General features: G+C 64.6%; 18 protein-coding genes. 6 read left to right on the top strand and 12 right to left on the bottom strand.

The genetic code is table 11. From position 1 onward, the window contains the following. Window positions 1–790: 790 nt before the first annotated feature. The 3 genes from ACD584_RS00580 to ACD584_RS00570 are packed head-to-tail and all read right to left on the bottom strand — an operon-like array spanning window position 791 to window position 2,818. Window positions 791–1,777, bottom strand: a complete 987-nt coding sequence (locus ACD584_RS00580; protein ID WP_014505945.1) for a D-2-hydroxyacid dehydrogenase family protein — start codon at window positions 1,775–1,777, stop codon at window positions 791–793. Next, on the bottom strand, window positions 1,777–2,097 hold the full coding sequence (locus tag ACD584_RS00575) for a DUF1820 family protein (protein ID WP_011035277.1): 321 nt from the start codon (window positions 2,095–2,097) through the stop codon (window positions 1,777–1,779). Before ACD584_RS00575 ends, ACD584_RS00580 begins: the two co-directional genes overlap by 1 nt. 28 nt (window positions 2,098–2,125) lie before the next feature. After that, window positions 2,126–2,818, bottom strand: coding sequence for a rhomboid family intramembrane serine protease (locus ACD584_RS00570; RefSeq protein ID WP_012436869.1), 693 nt, complete (start codon window positions 2,816–2,818; stop codon window positions 2,126–2,128). Window positions 2,819–3,037: 219 nt separating this feature from the next. On the opposite strand from ACD584_RS00570, the gene ACD584_RS00565 reads away from it, so the two are divergent. Continuing rightward, on the top strand, window positions 3,038–4,378 hold the full coding sequence (locus ACD584_RS00565; protein WP_076037572.1) for an outer membrane protein transport protein: 1,341 nt from the start codon (window positions 3,038–3,040) through the stop codon (window positions 4,376–4,378). 641 nt (window positions 4,379–5,019) lie between these two features. Beyond that, on the top strand, window positions 5,020–5,721 hold the full coding sequence (locus ACD584_RS00560; protein ID WP_076037980.1) for a 2OG-Fe(II) oxygenase: 702 nt from the start codon (window positions 5,020–5,022) through the stop codon (window positions 5,719–5,721). 94 nt (window positions 5,722–5,815) lie between these two features. Here the strand turns inward: ACD584_RS00560 and ACD584_RS00555 are convergent, their stop codons facing one another. Further along, complete coding sequence (locus tag ACD584_RS00555) at window positions 5,816–6,910, bottom strand: PA0069 family radical SAM protein (RefSeq protein ID WP_076037573.1); 1,095 nt, start codon at window positions 6,908–6,910, stop codon at window positions 5,816–5,818. 284 nt (window positions 6,911–7,194) lie between these two features. Here ACD584_RS00555 and cls point away from each other — a divergent pair, with 284 nt between their 5' ends. From cls to ACD584_RS00535, 4 genes are all read left to right on the top strand, one after another. Further along, window positions 7,195–8,655: a cardiolipin synthase gene (cls, locus tag ACD584_RS00550; RefSeq protein ID WP_076037574.1), complete on the top strand. Its 1,461-nt coding sequence runs from the start codon at window positions 7,195–7,197 to the stop codon at window positions 8,653–8,655. Window positions 8,656–8,729: 74 nt separating this feature from the next. Next, the gene (locus tag ACD584_RS00545) at window positions 8,730–8,999 is read left to right on the top strand and encodes a hypothetical protein (protein ID WP_076037575.1); all 270 of its coding nucleotides are present in this window, start codon (window positions 8,730–8,732) and stop codon (window positions 8,997–8,999) included. A gap of 7 nt (window positions 9,000–9,006) precedes the next feature. Then, on the top strand, window positions 9,007–9,777 hold the full coding sequence (locus tag ACD584_RS00540; RefSeq protein ID WP_076037576.1) for a pyridoxine 5'-phosphate synthase: 771 nt from the start codon (window positions 9,007–9,009) through the stop codon (window positions 9,775–9,777). A gap of 901 nt (window positions 9,778–10,678) precedes the next feature. Then, entirely contained in the window at window positions 10,679–10,909 is a 231-nt protein-coding gene (locus tag ACD584_RS00535) for a hypothetical protein (protein ID WP_076037577.1), read from the top strand. Between the two features lie 26 nt (window positions 10,910–10,935). Here the strand turns inward: ACD584_RS00535 and ACD584_RS00530 are convergent, their stop codons facing one another. The 8 genes from ACD584_RS00530 to gyrB all read right to left on the bottom strand — a co-directional run bounded on the left by ACD584_RS00530 (window position 10,936) and on the right by gyrB (window position 19,042). After that, complete coding sequence (locus ACD584_RS00530) at window positions 10,936–11,346, bottom strand: biopolymer transporter ExbD (RefSeq protein WP_011035269.1); 411 nt, start codon at window positions 11,344–11,346, stop codon at window positions 10,936–10,938. A gap of 3 nt (window positions 11,347–11,349) precedes the next feature. Then, complete coding sequence (locus tag ACD584_RS00525) at window positions 11,350–11,772, bottom strand: biopolymer transporter ExbD (RefSeq protein ID WP_011035268.1); 423 nt, start codon at window positions 11,770–11,772, stop codon at window positions 11,350–11,352. Window positions 11,773–11,818: 46 nt separating this feature from the next. Further along, window positions 11,819–12,580 (bottom strand): TonB-system energizer ExbB, encoded by a 762-nt coding sequence (gene exbB, locus ACD584_RS00520; RefSeq protein WP_011035267.1) that lies wholly within the window; start codon window positions 12,578–12,580, stop codon window positions 11,819–11,821. An 84-nt stretch (window positions 12,581–12,664) separates the two neighbouring features. Continuing rightward, window positions 12,665–13,222, bottom strand: coding sequence for an energy transducer TonB (locus ACD584_RS00515; protein WP_014505935.1), 558 nt, complete (start codon window positions 13,220–13,222; stop codon window positions 12,665–12,667). A 267-nt stretch (window positions 13,223–13,489) separates the two neighbouring features. After that, entirely contained in the window at window positions 13,490–14,686 is a 1,197-nt protein-coding gene (locus tag ACD584_RS00510; protein ID WP_011035265.1) for a tetratricopeptide repeat protein, read from the bottom strand. A gap of 138 nt (window positions 14,687–14,824) precedes the next feature. Beyond that, window positions 14,825–15,631 carry a M48 family metallopeptidase gene (locus ACD584_RS00505; RefSeq protein WP_011035264.1) on the bottom strand — a complete coding sequence of 269 codons (807 nt, stop codon included), beginning with the start codon at window positions 15,629–15,631 and terminating at the stop codon, window positions 14,825–14,827. Window positions 15,632–15,693: 62 nt separating this feature from the next. Continuing rightward, window positions 15,694–16,530, bottom strand: coding sequence for a CPBP family intramembrane glutamic endopeptidase (locus ACD584_RS00500; protein WP_181921316.1), 837 nt, complete (start codon window positions 16,528–16,530; stop codon window positions 15,694–15,696). A gap of 67 nt (window positions 16,531–16,597) precedes the next feature. Next, the gene (gene gyrB / locus ACD584_RS00495; RefSeq protein WP_011035262.1) at window positions 16,598–19,042 is read right to left on the bottom strand and encodes a DNA topoisomerase (ATP-hydrolyzing) subunit B; all 2,445 of its coding nucleotides are present in this window, start codon (window positions 19,040–19,042) and stop codon (window positions 16,598–16,600) included. Window positions 19,043–19,079: the final 37 nt, after the last annotated feature.

Below are 19,079 nucleotides of genomic sequence, written 5' to 3'. Positions count from 1 at the left end.
TTGGACGCAGACGTTGCGGAATAGAGGCACGTCTCGTGGGCATCGTTGGTCGCCAGGCGACGGCTATTTGCCTTGAAAAAATCTCAGCAAGCTGCCGGCGCTTTTGTGCAGGTGGTCTTCCACGTTTGTCGCACTCACTTGATGATGCGCGCGATACGTAGGGACTCCGCGCACTGCACGTCATTAAACGTGTAGAACGTCTTTAGCGCGTCTTGGCCAGCAGCCTAGACGCTGGGCGAGGGCACCTAGCCTAAGCACTCTCCCAGCGACGCAGTTGCGCGTTGAGGGTGCGCGTTGAAAACACCACTTCATCAATAACGATTCTCTGCCGGCTTTTTGCGGGTGCCGCGCTGCTCGATGCAGTGATTCGCGCTCACCACCTAAGCTGGGTGACATGGAATGCACGCACTGCATATCGCGCGAATGCGTCACACCGCGATCGATACGCAGCGCAGCAGCACGACCAGTCCGGATAACGCCGGCCGCACGTGCGCGTGAGGCGTGCCACGCTGCAACCAATACGGCGGGTTCTAAACCTCGCCGTTGTGTCGCTCATGCGTGCTCCCTGCAGGTCATTGATGGCCAGCAAGACATGGGGTCGTGCCTCTTGGGCGCACTGTGCATCGCAGGACCACGACGCGTCCTTGCGGGAAGCCGCATGGACACATGCGGACTTGCTGCAGCTGTTTTCGCTACATCGTTCTAGAAGAGCAGGTGATGACAACCCGTTCGCGCATCAGACATCGGCAGCGCAGCAGCAATCCACAACGCAACGACGCAACATCACACCCTAACGCGCAACCAGCAATGCCTCAGGATTGACCAGATTGCGCGGTGTGCCAGCAGCGAACGCCAGCACGTTGTCGAATGCGGCCTCGAAGTAGGCCGCGTAGCTGTCGCGTTCCACGTAACCAAGATGCGGCGTGGCCAGCACGCGCGGGTGTTGCAGCAGCGGGTCGCGCGCATCCAGGACCGGTTCGCGCTCGAACACGTCCACGGCGGCGTGCCCGGGCCGGCCGGCGTCCAGGGCCGCGATCAACGCGCCGGGTGCAATCAGTTCGGCGCGGCTGGTGTTGACCAGTAACGCATCGGGGCGCATGCGCAGCAGGTCGGCAGCGGTCACGTCATGCCGGGTCTGCGCGCTCAGGCGCCGGTGCAACGACAGCACATCGCTACGTTCGAACAAGGCCTCGCGGCTGTCGGCGATTGCATAGCCATCGCGCGCCGCCTGCGCGCACGACGCTTCACCGCCCCACACCAACACCTGCATCCCAAATGCCCGCCCGAATCCGGCCACGCGTTGGCCGATGCGGCCATAGCTCCAGATGCCCAGCGTGCGCCCATGCAAGGTGCGCCCCAACGCGGAATCGCCCAGCGCCTGCCAGCGGCCTTGATGCAGGGCGCGCTGGTACTCGGTCAGACGCCGGCTGGCGGACAGGATCAACGCCCAGGTCAACTCGGCCGGCGCGACCGGCGAGCCCACGCCCTCGGTGACCGCCACGCCGAACTCGGTGCAGGCCGCCACATCCACATGCGGGCCAATGCGGCCGGTCTGGCTGATCAGTTTCAACCGCGGCAGGCGCCGCAGCAACGTGGCGTCCACGCGGGTACGCTCGCGGATCAATACCAGCGCATCGGCTTCCACCAGCCGCTCGGCCCATTCGTTGGGATCGGTGGCCAGCGCGCCCAGCACCTGCACTTCATGGCCCTGCAGACGCTGCAGGCAGGGCAGGGCGCGCACGGCGCCCTGGTAATCGTCCGGCACCAGGATGCGCATCAGCGTGGCTTGGTCGGCAGCGGGAACGGGGTGACCACCTTGTCGCCGGTGGTGGCATCGCGGATCACCGACTGCCCCTTCTTTTCCACTTCCTCGATGCGCACGATGCTCTGCATCGGCAGGTGCAGCACCTTGGTGTTGCCGAACTCTTCGCGCAGGCGCTCTTCGGTGGGGTCGACCACCAACCCGTCATGCACGTCGAACACCAGCTCGCTGATCTGGTTGAAGCCCCACAGATGGCTGCCGGTGACGTGCTGGGCGTAGAGCTCGTACACCTTGCCGTGATTGAGGAAGGTGACTTTGTACAAGGGCTTGGACATGCGGCGATTATAGGCGCAGGGCAGGGCGCTAGAACCCGTGGCGCTTGCGCAGCCGCCGCGCGATCGCCGCGCGCACATACAACCCATAGACGATGCCGAACACGAAACCGGCAATGTGCGCCGACCACGCCACCATGCCGAAGGCCGGGCCGATATAGGCAAACACCACCTGCAGCACCGCCCACGCACCGATCAACAATGGCGCCGGCACGCGAATGAATTCCAGGAACACGCCCAGCGGCAGCACCACACCGAGCTTGGCGCCGGGAAACAGCGCCAGATAGGTGCCGATCAACGCCGACACCGCACCGGAGGCGCCGATGATCACCCGGTCCGGCGTGCCGATGGCGAAGATCGCCGCCAGGTTGGAGGCCGCGCCGCCCAGCAGGAACAGCAGCAACAGCCGCCAGGGCCCGAGGATGCGCTCGGCCGGCAACCCGAAGATCAGCAGGAACACCAGGTTGCCCAGCAGGTGCGACCAATCGGCGTGCAGGAACAGCGCAGTGAACAGGCGCAGCACGCTGCCGTCGCGCAAGGTGGCCCACCAGTCGCCGAGATTGGAGACGCCGCTGGACAGCGCGCCCCAGTCCAGCCACAGCGTATTGCGCGCCTCGGTCGGGCGGCTGATCGACCACAGATAGGCCAGCCAGACGGCCGCGAACAGCAGCGGCACCGCCCAGCGCGGCGCGGATTTCTTGCGGGAGGGGATCGAGACAAACATCGGAGTGGCACAATAGCGGGTTCACCGTCCTGAACCCACCCCTAACCTGACCGGGCTGATAACGCGCACTTCGTTATTGTTCGGTTAATCGTCGTGTTTATACTGCGTACGGCGTCGTATGTCGGGGGGGGGTCTCCGGCGCGCTCCAGGGCCATGTTGGCCACTGAGCGCGGGCGCTGTACCGACCACTGCAGTCTTTATTCCGGAGAGCAACAACTCATGTCTACCGCTTCCACTCTCAGCCGCGCCACCCTGCTGGCCGTTGGTATTGCCGGCGTGCTGGCCGTTGGCCAGGCACACGGTGCCGCCTTCCAGCTGAATGAAAACAGCGCCAAGGGCCTCGGCCGCGCCTTCGCAGGTTCGGGCAGCGCCCCGGACGACGCATCGATCATCGCCAACAACCCGGCCGGCATGCGCCAGCTGGACGGCCGCCTGTTCCAGGCCGACGTCAGCGCCATCAGCTTCTCGGCCAAGTACCAGGGCGAAGGCGGCAGCTACGCCAACGGCGCCCCGATCTCCGGCGGTAACGGCGGCGACGCGGGCATGATCGCGCCGGTCCCGGCAGCGTATTTCCACGTGCCGTTCGGTGAGAACAACAACATGCACCTGGGTACGTCGCTGACCGTGCCGTTCGGCTTCAAGACCGAATACGACCGCGACTGGACCGGCCGCTACCACGGCACCAAGACCGAGCTGCAGGCGATCGAGTTCAACGTCGCGTTCTCCTACGACGTGAACCCCTACGTGTCGTTCGGCGCCTCGGTGTTCGCCGAGCGTCTGGATATCGACCTGGGCAACGCGGTGGACTTCGGCAGCATCCTGGCCGCGCGTCGCGCACCGGGCTTCGCGCCGGGCAGCGCCGATGGCTACTCGCGCATCAAGGGCGACAGCACCGAAGTGGGCTTCACCCTCGGCGGCTTGTTCAGCATCGACGAGAACACCCACATCGGCTTCAGCTACCGCTCGGAAGTGGAGCACAAGATCACCGACGGCGACGCCGACTTCACCGTACCGGGCAATGCCGCTGCCGCGCTGGGCTTCGCCGCACCGGGCACCTTCATCGACACCAAGGGCCGCGCCACCGTGACCCTGCCCGCCAGCGCCACCGCCAGCTTCACCCACAACGTGAACGAGCAGTGGTCGATCATGGCCGACGTCACCCGCACCGCCTGGAGCAAGTTCGACCAGGTGACCGTGGACTTCGCCTCCAATCAGCCCAACAGCGTGCTGGACTTCTCCTACCGCGACACCACCTTCGCCTCGATCGGTGCCGACTACCGCATGAGCGAGACGCTGACCCTGCGTGGCGGTGTGGCGTATGACCAGACCCCGACCACCGCCGAGCACCGTGACGTGCGCGTGCCGGACGCGAGCCGCAAGTGGGTGTCGCTGGGTCTGAGCTGGCGTCCGTCGCAGCAGGCCGAGTACAACTTCGGCTACACGCACCTGTTCACCAGCGATCCGACCAGCGACACCACCACTGCCACCGGCAACGCGCTGGCCGGCAGCTACAAGGTGCACGGCGACGTGCTGGCCGCATCGATCAACTACAAGTTCTGATCGCCGCTGCTGCATGACGTACGAAAAACCCCGCTTCGGCGGGGTTTTTTGTTGGGCGCAGGTGTCTGCATGGCATGGACTCGAGGCGCCGGGGCACGCTGCATCTGTGAGCTGGCGGAGGCGCAGGGCGTCGCCTCAATGGAGGTTTCGCATTGAGGCGCGGCTGCGAATGCGCTGTAAAAGTCGATCAAAGCCCGAGCACTGTTTTTCTGGTTGTGGCGGCAGTACATCGCGCTACGGCGTGGCAGATAGCGACGCGCGCACTGGCACGCACGGGAGCTTGGCGATGCACAATCCAGGGCCTACCCATGTCGGCGCGAAGATCCCGGCCGAAGGTTATTGCAGCGCAACCGCACCGCCGACCTTGCGCGCATGTGCAACAGCCATGGTGCTTTTACGGAACAGGCGAGTTGCGCGACCTCGCGTTGCAGCCAGTGATGCATCGTCGCCTGCATGTTGGTCGCTGATTGCGGTGCGCCGCCGCGGGCATCAACACCACGACCAATGGCACGACCTCGTTCTGGCCTCGCCGTTGCGCAGCGCGACGATCATCGACGCTGCGCAGGCGCCGCGTGCGTGAGCATGCCGCACCGCCACCCAGGGCTGTGCAGCACAGCGACGACGTTGCTATGGTCCTGCGTATGGACCAACCCGACTTCATCCAGATCACCGACGACGCCGTTTCGCGCGACGACTGCGCGGCGATCGTGCAACGCATGCGCGATAGCCAGCAGCTGCAGCCGGGCCGCATCGGCAGCGGCGTGTTCCCCGACCTCAAGCACAGCCGCGATCTGCGCATCAGCGGCCTGGCCGACTGGGCGGCAGTGGAAAACCGCCTGCAACAGGCCGTCTTCGAGGGCCTGCTCCGCTACCTGCGGCAGTATCCGCAGGCGTTGATTTCGCCCTTGATGCTGCAGGTCACCACCGCCGATGGCACTCCGCACCGGTTGGTCGCCGAGGACATCGCGCAGATGAGCGATGCGGCCTTGAGCGACCTGGCGCGCACCTGCCTGCGCCCGGGCGCCATCAACCTGCAGTGGTATCTGGCCGACCAGGGCGGCTACCCGTACTGGCACTGCGAACTGTATCCGCGTGACGTCGGCGCCGAGACCCTGCACCGCCATTTGCTGTGGACGCTGTATCTCAACGAAGAGTTCGAACAGGGCGAGACCGAATTCCTGTTCCAGCAACGCAAGGCGCGTCCGCGCACCGGCAGCCTGCTGATCGCCCCCACCGCCTTCACCCATACCCACCGCGGCAACCGCCCGGTCGGCGGCGACAAGTTCATCGCCACCAGCTGGATTTTGTTTCAGTCCGCGCAGGCGCTTTACGGCGGGGAATAGGGAATCGGCAATGGAGAATCGCACCAGCAGACCTGCGCTGTTGCGGTGGCTATCGCCGTTGCGAATCCCGATTCCCCACTCCCGATTCCCCGCCCTAAAACAGCTGACCCTGCGGCGAGTCCTTGACCGGTTTGGGCGGCGGTGCAGGGCGGCGGAATTGTTTGGTATCCAACGGCGGGGCGCGGCGGGTGTCGAAGCCGGCGCGCCGATGCGCCAGCGCGAAGCGGCGCGCCAGCAGATCTGCGTACACGCCCTGGCCGCGCATGCGTGTGCCGAAGGTGCTGTCGTAGTCCTTGCCGCCGCGCAGCTGGGCGATGGTGCTCATCACGTGCTCGGCGCGCTGCGGGTGATGGGTCTGTAGCCACTCGCGGAACAACGGCGCCACCTCGTGCGGCAGGCGCAGCAGCACGTAACCGGCACTGCTGGCGCCGGCATCGGCGGCGGCCTGCAGGATCGCTTCCAGCTCGTGATCGTTGATCCACGGGATCACCGGCGCGGCCATCACCCCGACTGGCACGCCGGCCTCGTGCAGGCTGCGCATCGCGCGCAGGCGCGCATGCGGCGCGGACGCACGCGGTTCCAGCCTGGCCGACAGATGCGGATCCAGCGTGGTCACCGAGAAGTGCACATTGACCAAGCGCGCGCGCGCCAGCGGGGCCAGCAAATCCAGATCCCGCGTGACCAGGGCGCTCTTGGTGATCAGCGTGAACGGGTGCCGCGCCTCCCACAGCACTTCGATCAACTGCCGGGTCAACCCGCGCTTGCGCTCGATCGGCTGGTAGGCGTCGGTGTTGATGCCCAGTGCGATCGGGCTGGGCACGTAACTGGGCCGCGCCAGTTCGCGGCGCAGCAGCTCCGGCGCATTGGTCTTGGCGAACAGCCGCGTTTCGAAGTCCAGCCCCGGCGAGAGGTTGAGGTAGGCATGCGAGGGCCGGGCGAAACAGTAGCTGCAGCCATGCTCGCAGCCGCGATACGGATTGACCGACTGCGAGAACCCGATGTCCGGCGACTGGTTGCGGCTGATGATGCTGCGCACGGTCTCATCGGTGACCTGGGTGCGCAATGTGGGCGCAGCGAACTCGTCGCTGTCGTCCACGTGCCAGCCATCGTCCACCGCCTGCGGCGTGGTGACCTCGAACCGTCCGGGCAGATGGCCGGTCGCACCCCGGCCCTTGATCGCGCTTGCCATGCCGGCATGCTACGGCGGCCGCGTCTCACCTGCTGGGATCAGCCCGCTGCACGGATGAAGGTTCAGCCTTCGTGTTCGATGTGCTGCCTGCAATGTCTGAGTAGAGCGCTCGCCTCGGCAACGGGCACTGCAGCACGACGTTCGGTAGCCCCCATACCGAAAACAAGACGTGCCTTCGCTCATTGAGCCCTAATCCGCAGCTTTCCCGTGCATGTGCTACCAGGATCGCCAGGGCAGCAGCCGGCAGTCATCGCAGCACAGCGTGTGCGCCGTAGAATCCGCGCATGCTCGCACTTGCACAGGGCGCGTGGGATTGGCTGGCCGACATTCCCCACCTCAAAGCGCTCCTCTTCGCCGCCTACGTGCTGTATCTGCTGTGGATCGTCAGCTGGATCATCCTGCAGAAGCGCGAGCCGGTGGCCACGCTGAGCTGGGTGCTGTCGCTGGCCGCGCTGCCGTATCTGGGCCTGCTGATCTACTACTGGCTGGGCCCGCAGAAGGTCAAACGCCAGCGTCTACGCCGCGGGCGGTCGCGTTCGGGCATGGAAAGCTACAGCAGCGTGTGTCCGCCCGATGCCGATTGCACCGAGCTGGCCAAGATCGCCCAATCCACCACCGGCCTGGCCCCAAGCAGCGCGACAGAAGCCTTGTGGCTGGTGGATGGCGCGTCCACCTATGCGGCGATCATCGAGGCGATCACACAGGCGCGCGACCACATCCACCTGGAGTACTACATCTTCCAGCCCGACCGCAGCGGCATGCCGATCTGCGAGGCCTTGATGGAACGCGCGCGGGCGGGGGTCAAGGTGCGGCTGTTGATGGATGCGGTCGGCTCCTCGGCGATGACCCGGCGCACCCTGCGCACGCTGCGTGCGGCCGGCGTGGAGACCGCCTGGTTCCATCCCACCCAGCTGCTCAAGCCGTTCAAGCGGCCGTGGTTGAACCTGCGCACGCACCGCAAGTTGATCGTCATCGACGGCAGCATCGCCTTCACCGGCGGCATCAATGTCACCGACGAAGAGAACGAACAGGTTCGCCCCGACGCGTTTCGCGACCTACATGTGCGTCTGCAGGGCCACGTGGTGCGCAGCCTGCAGCTGGTGTTCCTGGAGGACTGGCTCTACGCCACCCGCCAGGCCCAGGGCGCCTTCCATGGCCAGCAGCTGTGGCCGGAGGATGTGCCCACCCGCAAGCAGGGCAGCATCGATGCGCAGGTGCTGGTGTCCGGCCCGGATTCGTCCTGGGAAGCGATCCACCGGCTCATGGTGGCCGCCATCCATGAAGCCAGGCATCGGGTCTGGCTGGTCACGCCGTACTTCGTGCCGGGCGAGGCCGCGCGCATGGCGCTCACCTCTGCGGCGCTGGGTGGGCTGGACGTGCGCCTGCTGATTCCGCGCGTCAGCGACTCGCGCCTGGTCACCTATGCCGCGCGTTCGTATTTCGATGAATTGCTGGAGGCCGGCGTGCGCATCTACGAGTACGGCCCGCGCATGTTGCACACCAAGGCGCTGATCGCCGACGACGATGTCTGCATCGTTGGCAGCGCCAATTTCGATAGCCGCAGCTTCCGGCTGAACTTCGAGCTGTCGATGCTGTTCCGCGACCAGGCGGTGGCCGCCGAGCTCGCCGGCATGATCGGCACCGACATGGCCCAGGCACAGGAAGTGCGCTTCAACCTGCGCCGGCCATTCTGGCGATCGCGCCTGCCGGAAGCCTTCGCGCGGCTGCTGTCGCCGCTGCTCTGACCACCGCGCCGCGCCCCACGTGGAACCACGCCGGGCGCAGCGCTACACTGCCGCCACTCAACGGGGAGCTCGTCATGCACTGGCTGTTTCTGCTTATGGCACTGGGTGCACTGGTACTGGCCTTCAGCACGCCGCATGTGTGGTTGCTGGTGGTGTCGCTGCTGGTGGCACTGCTGCTGTTGCTGCTGTGGACCCGCGGCTGGTTCGCCGCACGCATGGGCGATACCCAGCGCGACACCGGCAGCATGATCGACCCAGCCGAACTGCGCCGGCTGCGCGAACTGGCCGACGCCCGCAAGGCCGCTGCACTGGCTGCCGCGCGCGACGGCGAGCCGCAGGCCTGAGCAGCGCGTGAGCACTCACCTCAGCGTCAACGTCAACAAGATCGCGGTGCTGCGCAATTCGCGCGGCGGTCAGGACCCGGATGTGGTGCAGGCCGCGCGCAGCTGCATTGCAGCCGGCGCCCAGGGCATCACCGTGCATCCGCGCCCGGACCAACGGCATATCCGCGCTGACGACGTGTCTGCGCTCAGCACACTGACGCGCACGCACGGTGTGGAATTCAACATCGAAGGCAATCCGTTCGCCCCGCCGCGCGCGGGCTATCCGGGCTTGCTGGAACTCTGCCAGGCCACGCGGCCGCAACAGGTCACCCTGGTGCCGGATGGCGACGGCCAACTCACATCCGACCATGGCGTGGACTTCGCCCGCGATGGCGCGCGGCTAGCGCCGTTGATTGCCGCCTTCAAGGCTCTCAGCTGCCGCGTGAGCCTGTTCGTGGATGCCGGTAATCCGGAGATTGCGCAGGCGGCCGCGCTGGGTGCCGATCGCATTGAGCTGTACACCGGCCCGTATGCCGAGGCCCATCAACACGGCCAAGCGCAACCGTCTCTGGCCCTGTTCGCCGGTGCCGCCAGGCGTGCCCACGCGGCCGGCCTGGGGATCAATGCCGGCCACGATCTGTCTCAGCACAACCTGGCCGATTTTCTGGCCGGCGTTCCCGGCGTCCTGGAGGTCTCGATCGGCCACGCCTTGATCGGCGAGGCGCTGTATCAGGGCCTGGAACCGACCGTGCGCGCCTACCTGGCGATCATAGCTAACGGCGCAACCACAGCCGCCTAGGCACGGGATTTAGCGAGCCGCGCGCAGTCCACGCAACATGCAGCTGCGCGTCCGTCATGCGCATCGGCCGCGCAGTCGAGCTTGCGATGCGTGCAATCGCGCTTCGTCCAAGCACTTTCGTAACCCACTCAGCCCGTGCCTCTCCGTACTCGAAATGGCCATGAGCTTTTGGAGGCGGCAACACGATGTTGCCAGCATTGATGGACTCAGCGCCGACTAGACATCAGATTCGATGTTCAAGAAGAGGTTGCCCGAAAGGCGGATGCGTTTGGGTGGAGTGGAAGTGCGTTTCTAGATGGATGTCAGGTTTGAATGTATGAGCGTCCGCAGATCGCATACGAATGCCGCTCGGCATGTCGTCCATCGCTTCACTACTTACCCATTGGATGGCGCTTGCTGCTTGGGTGTTGCCACGGCCGGCGCCAGTGAGTGGCGCGTGTTGGGCGGAATCAGGTTCTAACGAAACTGCATGCTCCGCACTTCGGGAGAAGGGATACCCAAGACGAATGACGATGAGACGTGGACCGGAATGTGCAGACATGCACGTCAGGTTTGCATGTGTGAGCGTTCGTCGATCTCATGCGAACGTCGCTCTGCATGTCATCTCATCAAGGCATCCCATCAAGCCACTGCACACACGTTCGAATGCACGTGTCAGCTGTTTGGTTTGTCACGGAAATCGCAAGAACGCGTCACAAGCTCGTTGCGTGTGCGCGGCACTACTTAGCGCATCTCTGTATGCATCTCGGCGATAGGCATCGCGTTCGATGCGATGCGATAGAAGCGATCTGCAGCTAGTGCGATTGCTTGCCAACGCATCGCAACCCACGCCTTTTCTCAAGACTGGCTTGATAGGTACGCAGCGCAGATGCCTTGAGTATGGCCCGGATCACTGGCACCGATGTACCTGCAGAACGTCAGCGACGTGCTAGTGACTGCCAATCAACTCTTCATCAGCGAGGCCGTTTCAACATCGCACCGCTGCCATCCGCACACGTGGATCAACAACAACGCATCGATTGCATCCACTATTTGGTCGGCAGCATCGAACGCGTATGCGCAGCACCCTTGCGTCATCACCGCACACAAAAAAACGCCACCGTTTCCGGTGGCGTTTGCAGTCGCGTCATGACTGTTGTGTTGCGGTCGTGCGATGTCTTACTGCATGAAGCCGATTTTCTTCATCTGCGAGTTCTTTGCCGCGGCGAGGACCTTGGCCATCACCTCGTACTCAGCATCCTCGTTGGCATCGATGCGCAGCTCCGGCTGATTGGTCGGATCGGCCTGCACCACTTCTTCCATCTTCTGCTGCAACTGCGCGACCGGGGTCGGGCTGTTGTTCCAGAACACCTGGTTGCTGGCGTCGATCCGCAATTCGATCGGCGGCGGCGGTTCGGTCGTCTGCGGTGGCGGGTTGAGCACCCGCTGCGGCAGATCCACGGCGATCGGGTAGGTCATGATCGGCGCGGTCACGATGAAGATGATCAGCAGCACCAACATCACGTCCACGAGGGGCGTGACGTTGATGTCGGCCATTGGGCCGCGGTTTCCACCGGTACTGAATGCCATGGCTTACTGCCCCTTCTCTTTGGTTGCAACGAAGCCGACGTCCAACATGCCCTGACCCTGCGCGATCTTGGTGATCTCGTTGATCGTACGCATCTTGGTGGTGCGGTCGCCGCGCAGGTTGAGCGGCGGTTGCGGGGTCTGCTGTGCGGCGGTGGACAGGCGCGACTCCAGGGCTTCCTTGGAGATCGGCTCGTCGTTCCAGTACAGCGACCCGTCTTCCTTGACGGCCAGGGTGATCGGTGCGGCGCGCTTCTCCGCATCCTCCTTCTGGATCAAGTTGGCCTCTGGCAGCTCCACCTTGACCTTGTGGGACATCAGCGGTGCCGTAATGATGAAGATGATCAGCAGCACCAACATGACGTCCACGAGGGGCGTCACATTGATGTCGGCCATCGGGCCGCCGCTGTTTCCACTACTGAAGGCCATAACGGGCTCCGTCTAAATCGTTGCGAAGGCGTTCTTTACTACCGGATTAGCGAACGCGCGAACCGGTGGCGAAGAAGTCGTGCAGGTCGTGGGCAAAGGTGTCGAACTTGGCGATCACCGAGCTGTTGACCTTGGAGAAGAAGTTGAACGCGAACACGGCCGGGATTGCGACGAACAGACCGATCGCGGTCATGATCAGCGCTTCACCCACCGGGCCGGCAACGGCGTCGATGGAGGCCGAACCGGTTGCACCGATCTTGATCAGCGCGCCGTAGATGCCCCACACGGTACCGAGCAGACCGACGAACGGCGCGGTTGCACCGACGGTCGCCAGCAGGGTCATGCCCGACTGCAGCTTGGTGCTTTCGCGGGTCACGGCCTGACGCAGGGCGCGGTCGACGAACTCCGAACGGCTCAGGCTCTCGCCCATACCGCCGGTGCTGCCTTCGGCACGCTGGTGGTGCGCAGCAGCCTGGGCTGCATCCAGTGCGATCTTGGAGAACGGCTCGGAAGCCGGCTGCTCTTCCATGGCGCGGATGGCGTCCTGTGCATTCGGGGCATCCCAGAACGCTGTGGTGACGCGGTCAGCCGCGCTCTTCAGACGGGTGGCGCGGAAGATGTTGATGACAGTCCAGTACCAGGAGGCAGCGGACATGGCGATCAGGGTGATCAGAACGACCCAGGACACGGCGAAGTCGCCGGGGCTGGAAGTCATTTCGGTGATCAGGTGCTCAAAGCCCATCTGCGAAAGAGCGGCCGACGGATTGGAGCCCCCTGCAGCGGCGGCGATAACGAATTCCTGCAGCATGACGCTTACCTTTGTTGTGTGTGGTGATGAAGGGTGGAGCGAAAGGAAGACAGGATCCTGGGCCGGCCGCAGCCGGCCCGTGGATCAGTTCAGAGCAAAGTTGACCGGGACGCGGACGCGGCCGGCGGCTTTCTGCCCATTGACAGTGGAGGCGTTGAACTTCCACTTGCGTGCTGCGTCCATCGCGGCACGGTCAAGGTCGCGGTTGCGGCTGGACTTTTCGACCGACACATTGGTCACGTTGCCGTTGGCATCCACATCCACGATCAGGATGACCTCACCTTGGACACCGGCACGGAACGCGGCCGGCGGGTACTTCGGTGGGTTCATGTTCTTGGACGAGATATCGACGCTGGCACCGATGTCACTCGGTGGAGCCGGCGGAGCTGGCGGGCTCGGCGGCGTGACGATATCGCTCGGACGCGGTTCGGGAACGTCGACCACCGGAGCTTCCGGCGGCGGCGGAACCGGTGACGGCTTCGGCGGCGACAGATTCTTGACCGGCGGTGGCGGCTTGTCTTCCGGCGGCGGCGGCGGCGGCGGCGGCGGGGGAGGAGGCGGTGCATCCACCAAGGTGACCATGGTGGTGCGCTCCTTCTCGGCCGGAGCCTTCGGCGCGACTGCAGGGATCAGCAGCATCATCAATGCAGTAAGGTGCAGGGCAATTACGAAAGCAATGCCGATAATGCGGGCCCAGCTCAGACCCTGGTTCCCGGCATCATAGTCATGCCTGTGGATAACGAGTTGTTCCGTCATGCGCCAATGGCTCTTTCAGTGGGGGCCCGGATCACTGTGATGATCCCCAGGTTTTCGGACGGCTTTGACACCGCAGGAACTCCCAAGCTTATACCAATCCCGAGTCCTGTAACCACTAAAAACACAGGGATTTCGGGGGTTTATTTTCTTTTTTTACTTCAGATTGATGATCTTCTTGGCGTCTTCGGGTTTTTTAACACCCTTGGCGATCGCCTGCTGTGCGGCCTGCTTGGCCTCGGGGATGCGTCCTTCCGAATGCAGCACCTTGGCCAGATTCAGATAGGTCTCGCCGTCCTTGGAGAGGGGGGCGGCCTTCTGCCAATTCTCGATCGCCTTCGGCACGTCTTCGCTGTAGTAGTACGACTGCGCCAACGCGAGGTAGGTCTGGTAGTCAGGCTTGAGAATGCCCTTCTGCATGCCCTCGGTGATGACGGCGATGACGTCCTTTTCCTTGTTCTCGGTGTTGGCGTAGATCGAGTACAGCTGCTTGTATTCCTTCTCTTCGGTCAGCTGACCGGAGGCGCGCAGCTTGTCCATCACCCCGGCCGCCTTGTCCATCTGGTCGGCCTGCATGTACATGCTGGCCAGATTGAGCTGGGCCTTCTTGTCGTTGGGCGTCTTGGCGGCCAGCGCTTCGGCGGCGGCCACGGCTTCACCGGTCTGGCCGGCTTCGGCGTAGGACGCCATCAGCAGCTGGTTCCACGTGTCCTTGGGTTCGGGCGAGGCGGCGATGGCCTGCTTGAGCACCGGAATGGCTTCCTTGTAGCGCTCGGCCTGGTACAGCGCCTGGCCCTTGAGGATCAGATCTTCCGGGCGCTGCGACTTGCTCTCGTCCAGGTACTTGTCCAGCGTGGCCAGACCTTCGGCCTGCTGGTCATCCTGCAACTGCAGCTGCGCCAGCATCAGCATCGACTGGAACTGGCCGTTGTTGTCCAGCGCGTTCAGTGCGATGGCCTGCTGCAGATAGGTCTTGGCAGCGGCGGTGTCGTCCATGTTGTACGCCGCCTGGGCGGCCAGCTGGCCGGCCAGCGCCTTGTCGGCCTCGTTGGCAGCGCTGTTGGCCAGGATCTCGTCGGCCTGTGCCCGCACCGCAGGGAAATCCTCGCCCTTGTTGAAGGTTTCGATCAGCTTCTGCAGCTTGCTGCCCAGCTTGGACGACGGCTTGATGGTCGGCGCGGTGCGGGTGGATTGCGGGTACAGCTCTTCGGCCTTGCCGCTGTTCTTGGACTTGCGGTTGGCCCGCTCGGTCGAGCGGTCCGACTGCGCGACCGCATCGGTAACGACAGCCCCGCCCAGCGATGCGGCGATGATCAGGGACAACAGGGCGTGCTTGCGGTTGAGCAGTTTCATGATTCACCTCGGACGAGCCGCCGTTGGGCGGTACGAAAAGCGGAATGGAAGCTGTACGAAAATTCTGAGCCGGCAAACTTAGCAGAAAGTCTCAGTTCCCGAAAACGGTTTCCGTGCTGTGGTGCAGCATCGGCGCGATTACCCACAACGGGGCACTCGACCGTCCTGTCGGGCCTGCTGATACACCGGTTGCAGGGCATTGACGTCGGCCTGCAACTCACGGATGCGGTTGGCCGGGTCCGGATGTGTGGACAACCACTGCGGCTGACGGTTGCCGCTGGCGGCCATCATGTTCTGCCACAGGCTCACCGCCTGGGCCGGGTCGAAGCCGGCTTGCGCCATCAGGCGCTGGCCGACCACGTCGGCCTCGCTTTCCTGGGTGCGTGAGCCAGGCAACAGGAAGACGGTTTGCGCGGTCATGCCGCCTACCTGGTTCACCGCACTGGCGGCGCCATCGCCATAGGCCGCGCCGGCCAGCGCGCCGATGATGCCCAGGCCGGTCTGGGCGCCGAGCTGGCGGGTGATGCGTTCTTCGTGGTGGCGCGAGATCACGTGCCCGATTTCATGCCCGAGCACGGCGGCCAGCTGATCCTGGGTCTTGGCCACGGTGAAGATGCCGGTATTCACACCGACCTTGCCACCGGGCAGGGCGAAGGCATTGGCTTCGTCGTCGACAAACAGCGCGGTCTCCCAACGGGTTTCGCGCCATTGTGGCGGCAACTGCGCGACCAGGGCGTTGACCACGCACTGCACGTAAGCGTTTTGCTTGCCGTCGGTGCTGACTTTTTCCTTGGCCTTGGTCTGCGCGAAGGATTCCGCGCCAAGCTTGTCGAGCTGGTCTTGCGTCACGCCGCCTACCACCTGACGGCGGCCGGTTGGCGAAGTAGTGGTGGCGCACGCCGTCAACGCGAGGACGGCAACAACGATCAACAACCTGGCTTTCATTCAATCCCCCTTGAACCCTGGGGGCATTTTGGCAGGGTCGTCTTAACTTTTCGTCAAGCGGGTCAGCCGAGACCGAAAAAGTACAGGGCTGCCAAGGCGGTCGCGTTGTTGATCCCATGCGCCAGGATCGGCGCCCACAGCGTGCCGGTGCGCCAATACAGCCATGCAAACGCCGCGCCCATGCCGCCGTAGACCAGCCACAGTTGGGCAATGGCAACCACGCCATTGCCGCTGATGCCGGGCACCTCGTGCACCAGGGCGAAGGTCAGGCTGCTGAGCACCACGCCCAGCCACGGCCGCCCGGCCGCCAGCAGACGCCCGAACAACACGCGCCGGAACAGCAGTTCTTCGTAGGCCGGCGCAATGGCGACCGCAAACACCACCAGCGCCAGCGGCCATTGCTTGATGGCTTCTTCCATCAGCGGCAGGTTGGTCGGCACCGGCTTGATGCCCAGTGCCGAGGCCAGAACGCTGACCAGATTGCTGAGCATGAACACGCCGGCGGCCACGGCGGCGATCCAGCCCCAGGTCGACCGGCGCCGGATTGCGGCACGCGACGTGGCCTGTTCGGCGGGCGTGGCACGGCGACGCCAGACGTACAGCAGCACCGCCGGAGTCGCGGTGCTGACCAGCGCGATCAGCAGCTGCACCATGACGCCCGGTTGGCCGATGGCGGCCATGATCGCGGCCGGGGAGGGGCTGCCGCCCTGCGCACGCACGGCCTGCACCTCGCCCATGCTGCGCAGAAAGCCCCACACCGCAAAGCCGGCCACGCTCAACAGCAGCAACAGGCCAATGGCGATCAGCAGATCGATGCAGAAACCGAGCACAGCGGACCGCAGTGTCGGTGGACCGGGCACCGAAACCGGCGCCGGGGAAGGCGGAAGAACTGCGCTCATCGTCATCCCTGCAGGGCGGCGCACACCGCCACATCGCGCGTGGCGATGCGGCGGTGCAGGCGGCGGATCAGATATCCAGGTTGGAAACCTTCAGCGCGTTGTCCTCGATGAAGTCGCGGCGCGGTTCCACCACATCGCCCATCAAGGTGCTGAAGATCTGGTCGGCCGCCACGGCGTCTTCAATGCGCACCTGCAGCAGGCGCCGCGTGTCCGGATTGACCGTGGTTTCCCACAACTGCTCGGCGTTCATTTCGCCCAGGCCCTTGAAGCGCTGCACCTGGCGGCCCCGTTTGGCCTCTTCCAGCAGCCAGGCTTGCGCCTGCGCAAAGCTGGTGATCGGGTGGCTCTTGTTGCCACGCAGGATCTGCGCGCCTTCGCGCACCAAGCCATGCAGGGCCAGCGCAACCTCGCGCAGCGGACGCAGCTCGCCACTTTCGAACGCGCCCATCGGCAGCACCTGGGTGAATTCCTCGCCCATGTGCTTGCGCACCGACACCAGCGAGGCGGCGGCACTGTCGGTGGCCGGATCGAAGCGCAGGTGATAGCGCGCCGTGCCCAGGGTGCCGCGGTTGAGCACTGCCTGCAGCGCATCCAGCGTGGGATGCACGTCGCCTTCGGCCTGCAGCTGCACCACGTCCAGCGGCGGCAGATCGATCAACGCGGTCAACAGCGCCGGGTCGTAGCGGTGGGCGTTACGGGCAATGGCCTCCTTGGCGCCAGCGAACAACAGCAGCAGTTTTTCCAGCGCCTCGCCGGTGATCGGCGGCTCGTCGCTGGCCGGGATCAGCGCTGCACCTTCGACCGCGCTGCTGGCCAGGTAGGCGTTGAGCGCGGCATCGTCCTTGAGATACAGCTCGCTCTTGCCCTGCTTGAGCTTGTACAACGGCGGCAGGCCGATGTAGATGTAACCGCGTTCGATCAGCTCCGGCATCTGCCGGTAGAAGAACGTGAGCAGCAGCGTGCGGATGTGCGAGCCGTCCACGTCGGCGTCGGTCATCAGGATGATGCGGTGGTAGCGCAGCTTGTCCGGGTTGTACTCGTCGCGGCCGATGCCGGTGCCCAGCGCGGTGATCAGCGTGCCCACCTGGTCGGAGGCCAGCATGCGATCGAAGCGCGCGCGTTCGACGTTGAGGATCTTGCCGCGCAGCGGCAGCACCGCCTGGTTCTTGCGGTTGCGGCCCTGCTTGGCCGAGCCACCTGCCGAGTCACCCTCGACGATGAACAGCTCGGACAGTGCCGGATCCTTTTCCTGGCAATCGGCCAGCTTGCCCGGCAGGCCGGCGATATCCAGCGCGCCCTTGCGGCGGGTCAGATCGCGTGCCTTGCGGGCAGCTTCACGGGCCCGGGCGGCATCGACGATCTTGCCGGTGATGGCCTTGGCTTCGTTCGGGTTTTCCTGCAGGAATTCCTGCAGGCGCGCACCGAAGGCATTTTCCACCGCCGGGCGCACGTCCGAGCTGACCAGTTTCTCCTTGGTCTGCGAGGAGAAGCTGGGGTCGGGCACTTTCACCGACAGCACCGCGATCATGCCTTCGCGCATGTCGTCGCCGGTCAGGGTGATCTTTGCCTGCTTGGCGATGCCGTTCTGCTCGATATAGTTGCTCAGCACGCGCGTCAACGCGCCGCGGAAGCCGGCCAGATGCGTGCCGCCATCCTTCTGCGGGATGTTATTGGTGAAGCAGTACATGGTTTCCTGGTAGGCGTCGGTCCATTGCAGGGCCACGTCCACCACGATGCCGTTGTGCTCGCCAGTCACCGAGATCACGTTCGGGTGCAGCGGAGTCTTGAGTTGGGCCAGATGCTCCACGAAGCTGCGGATGCCGCCTTCGTAGTGGAAATCGTCGCGCCGGCCTTCGCCGCGCTCGTCGATCAGCGCAATCTTGACGCCGGAATTGAGGAACGAGAGCTCGCGCAGGCGGCGCGCCAGGATGTCGTAATGGAACTCGACGTCGCTGAAGATCTCCACGGCCGGCTTGAAGCGCAGCGTGGTGCCGCGCTTGGTCGAGGCTTCCAGCTGCTTGAGCGGGTACTGCGGCTCGCCCAGCGCATATTCCTGCTGGTAGTGGAAGCCGTCGCGCCAGATATCCAGCCACAGGTGTTCGGACAGCGCGTTGACCACCGAGACGCCCACGCCGTGCAGGCCGCCGGACACTTTGTAGCTGTTGTCGTCGAACTTGCCGCCGGCGTGCAGCACGGTGAGGATCACCTCGGCTGCGGAGACGCCTTCTTCCTTGTGGATGTCCACCGGAACGCCGCGGCCGTTGTCCGACACCGCTACCGAGCCATCCACGTGGATCTTGACCACGATGTCATCTGCGTGGCCCGCCAGGGCCTCGTCGACCGAGTTGTCGACCACCTCGAACACCATGTGGTGCAGGCCGGTGCCGTCGTGCACATCGCCGATGTACATGCCGGGGCGCTTGCGGACGGCTTCGAGGCCACGCAGCACGGTGATCTTGCTGGAGTCGTAGGTGCCGTTGGGTGTTGGCGGTGTGGTTTGTTCGTCGGTCATGCGCGTGCCGTTGGCTCCACAACACGCACGAGGACGG

The organism is Xanthomonas sp. NCPPB 2922, assembly GCF_041520885.1.
In the GTDB taxonomy this organism is placed as follows: Bacteria; Pseudomonadota; Gammaproteobacteria; order Xanthomonadales; family Xanthomonadaceae; genus Xanthomonas; species Xanthomonas campestris.
This window is presented reverse-complemented; position numbering and strand designations above follow the sequence as displayed.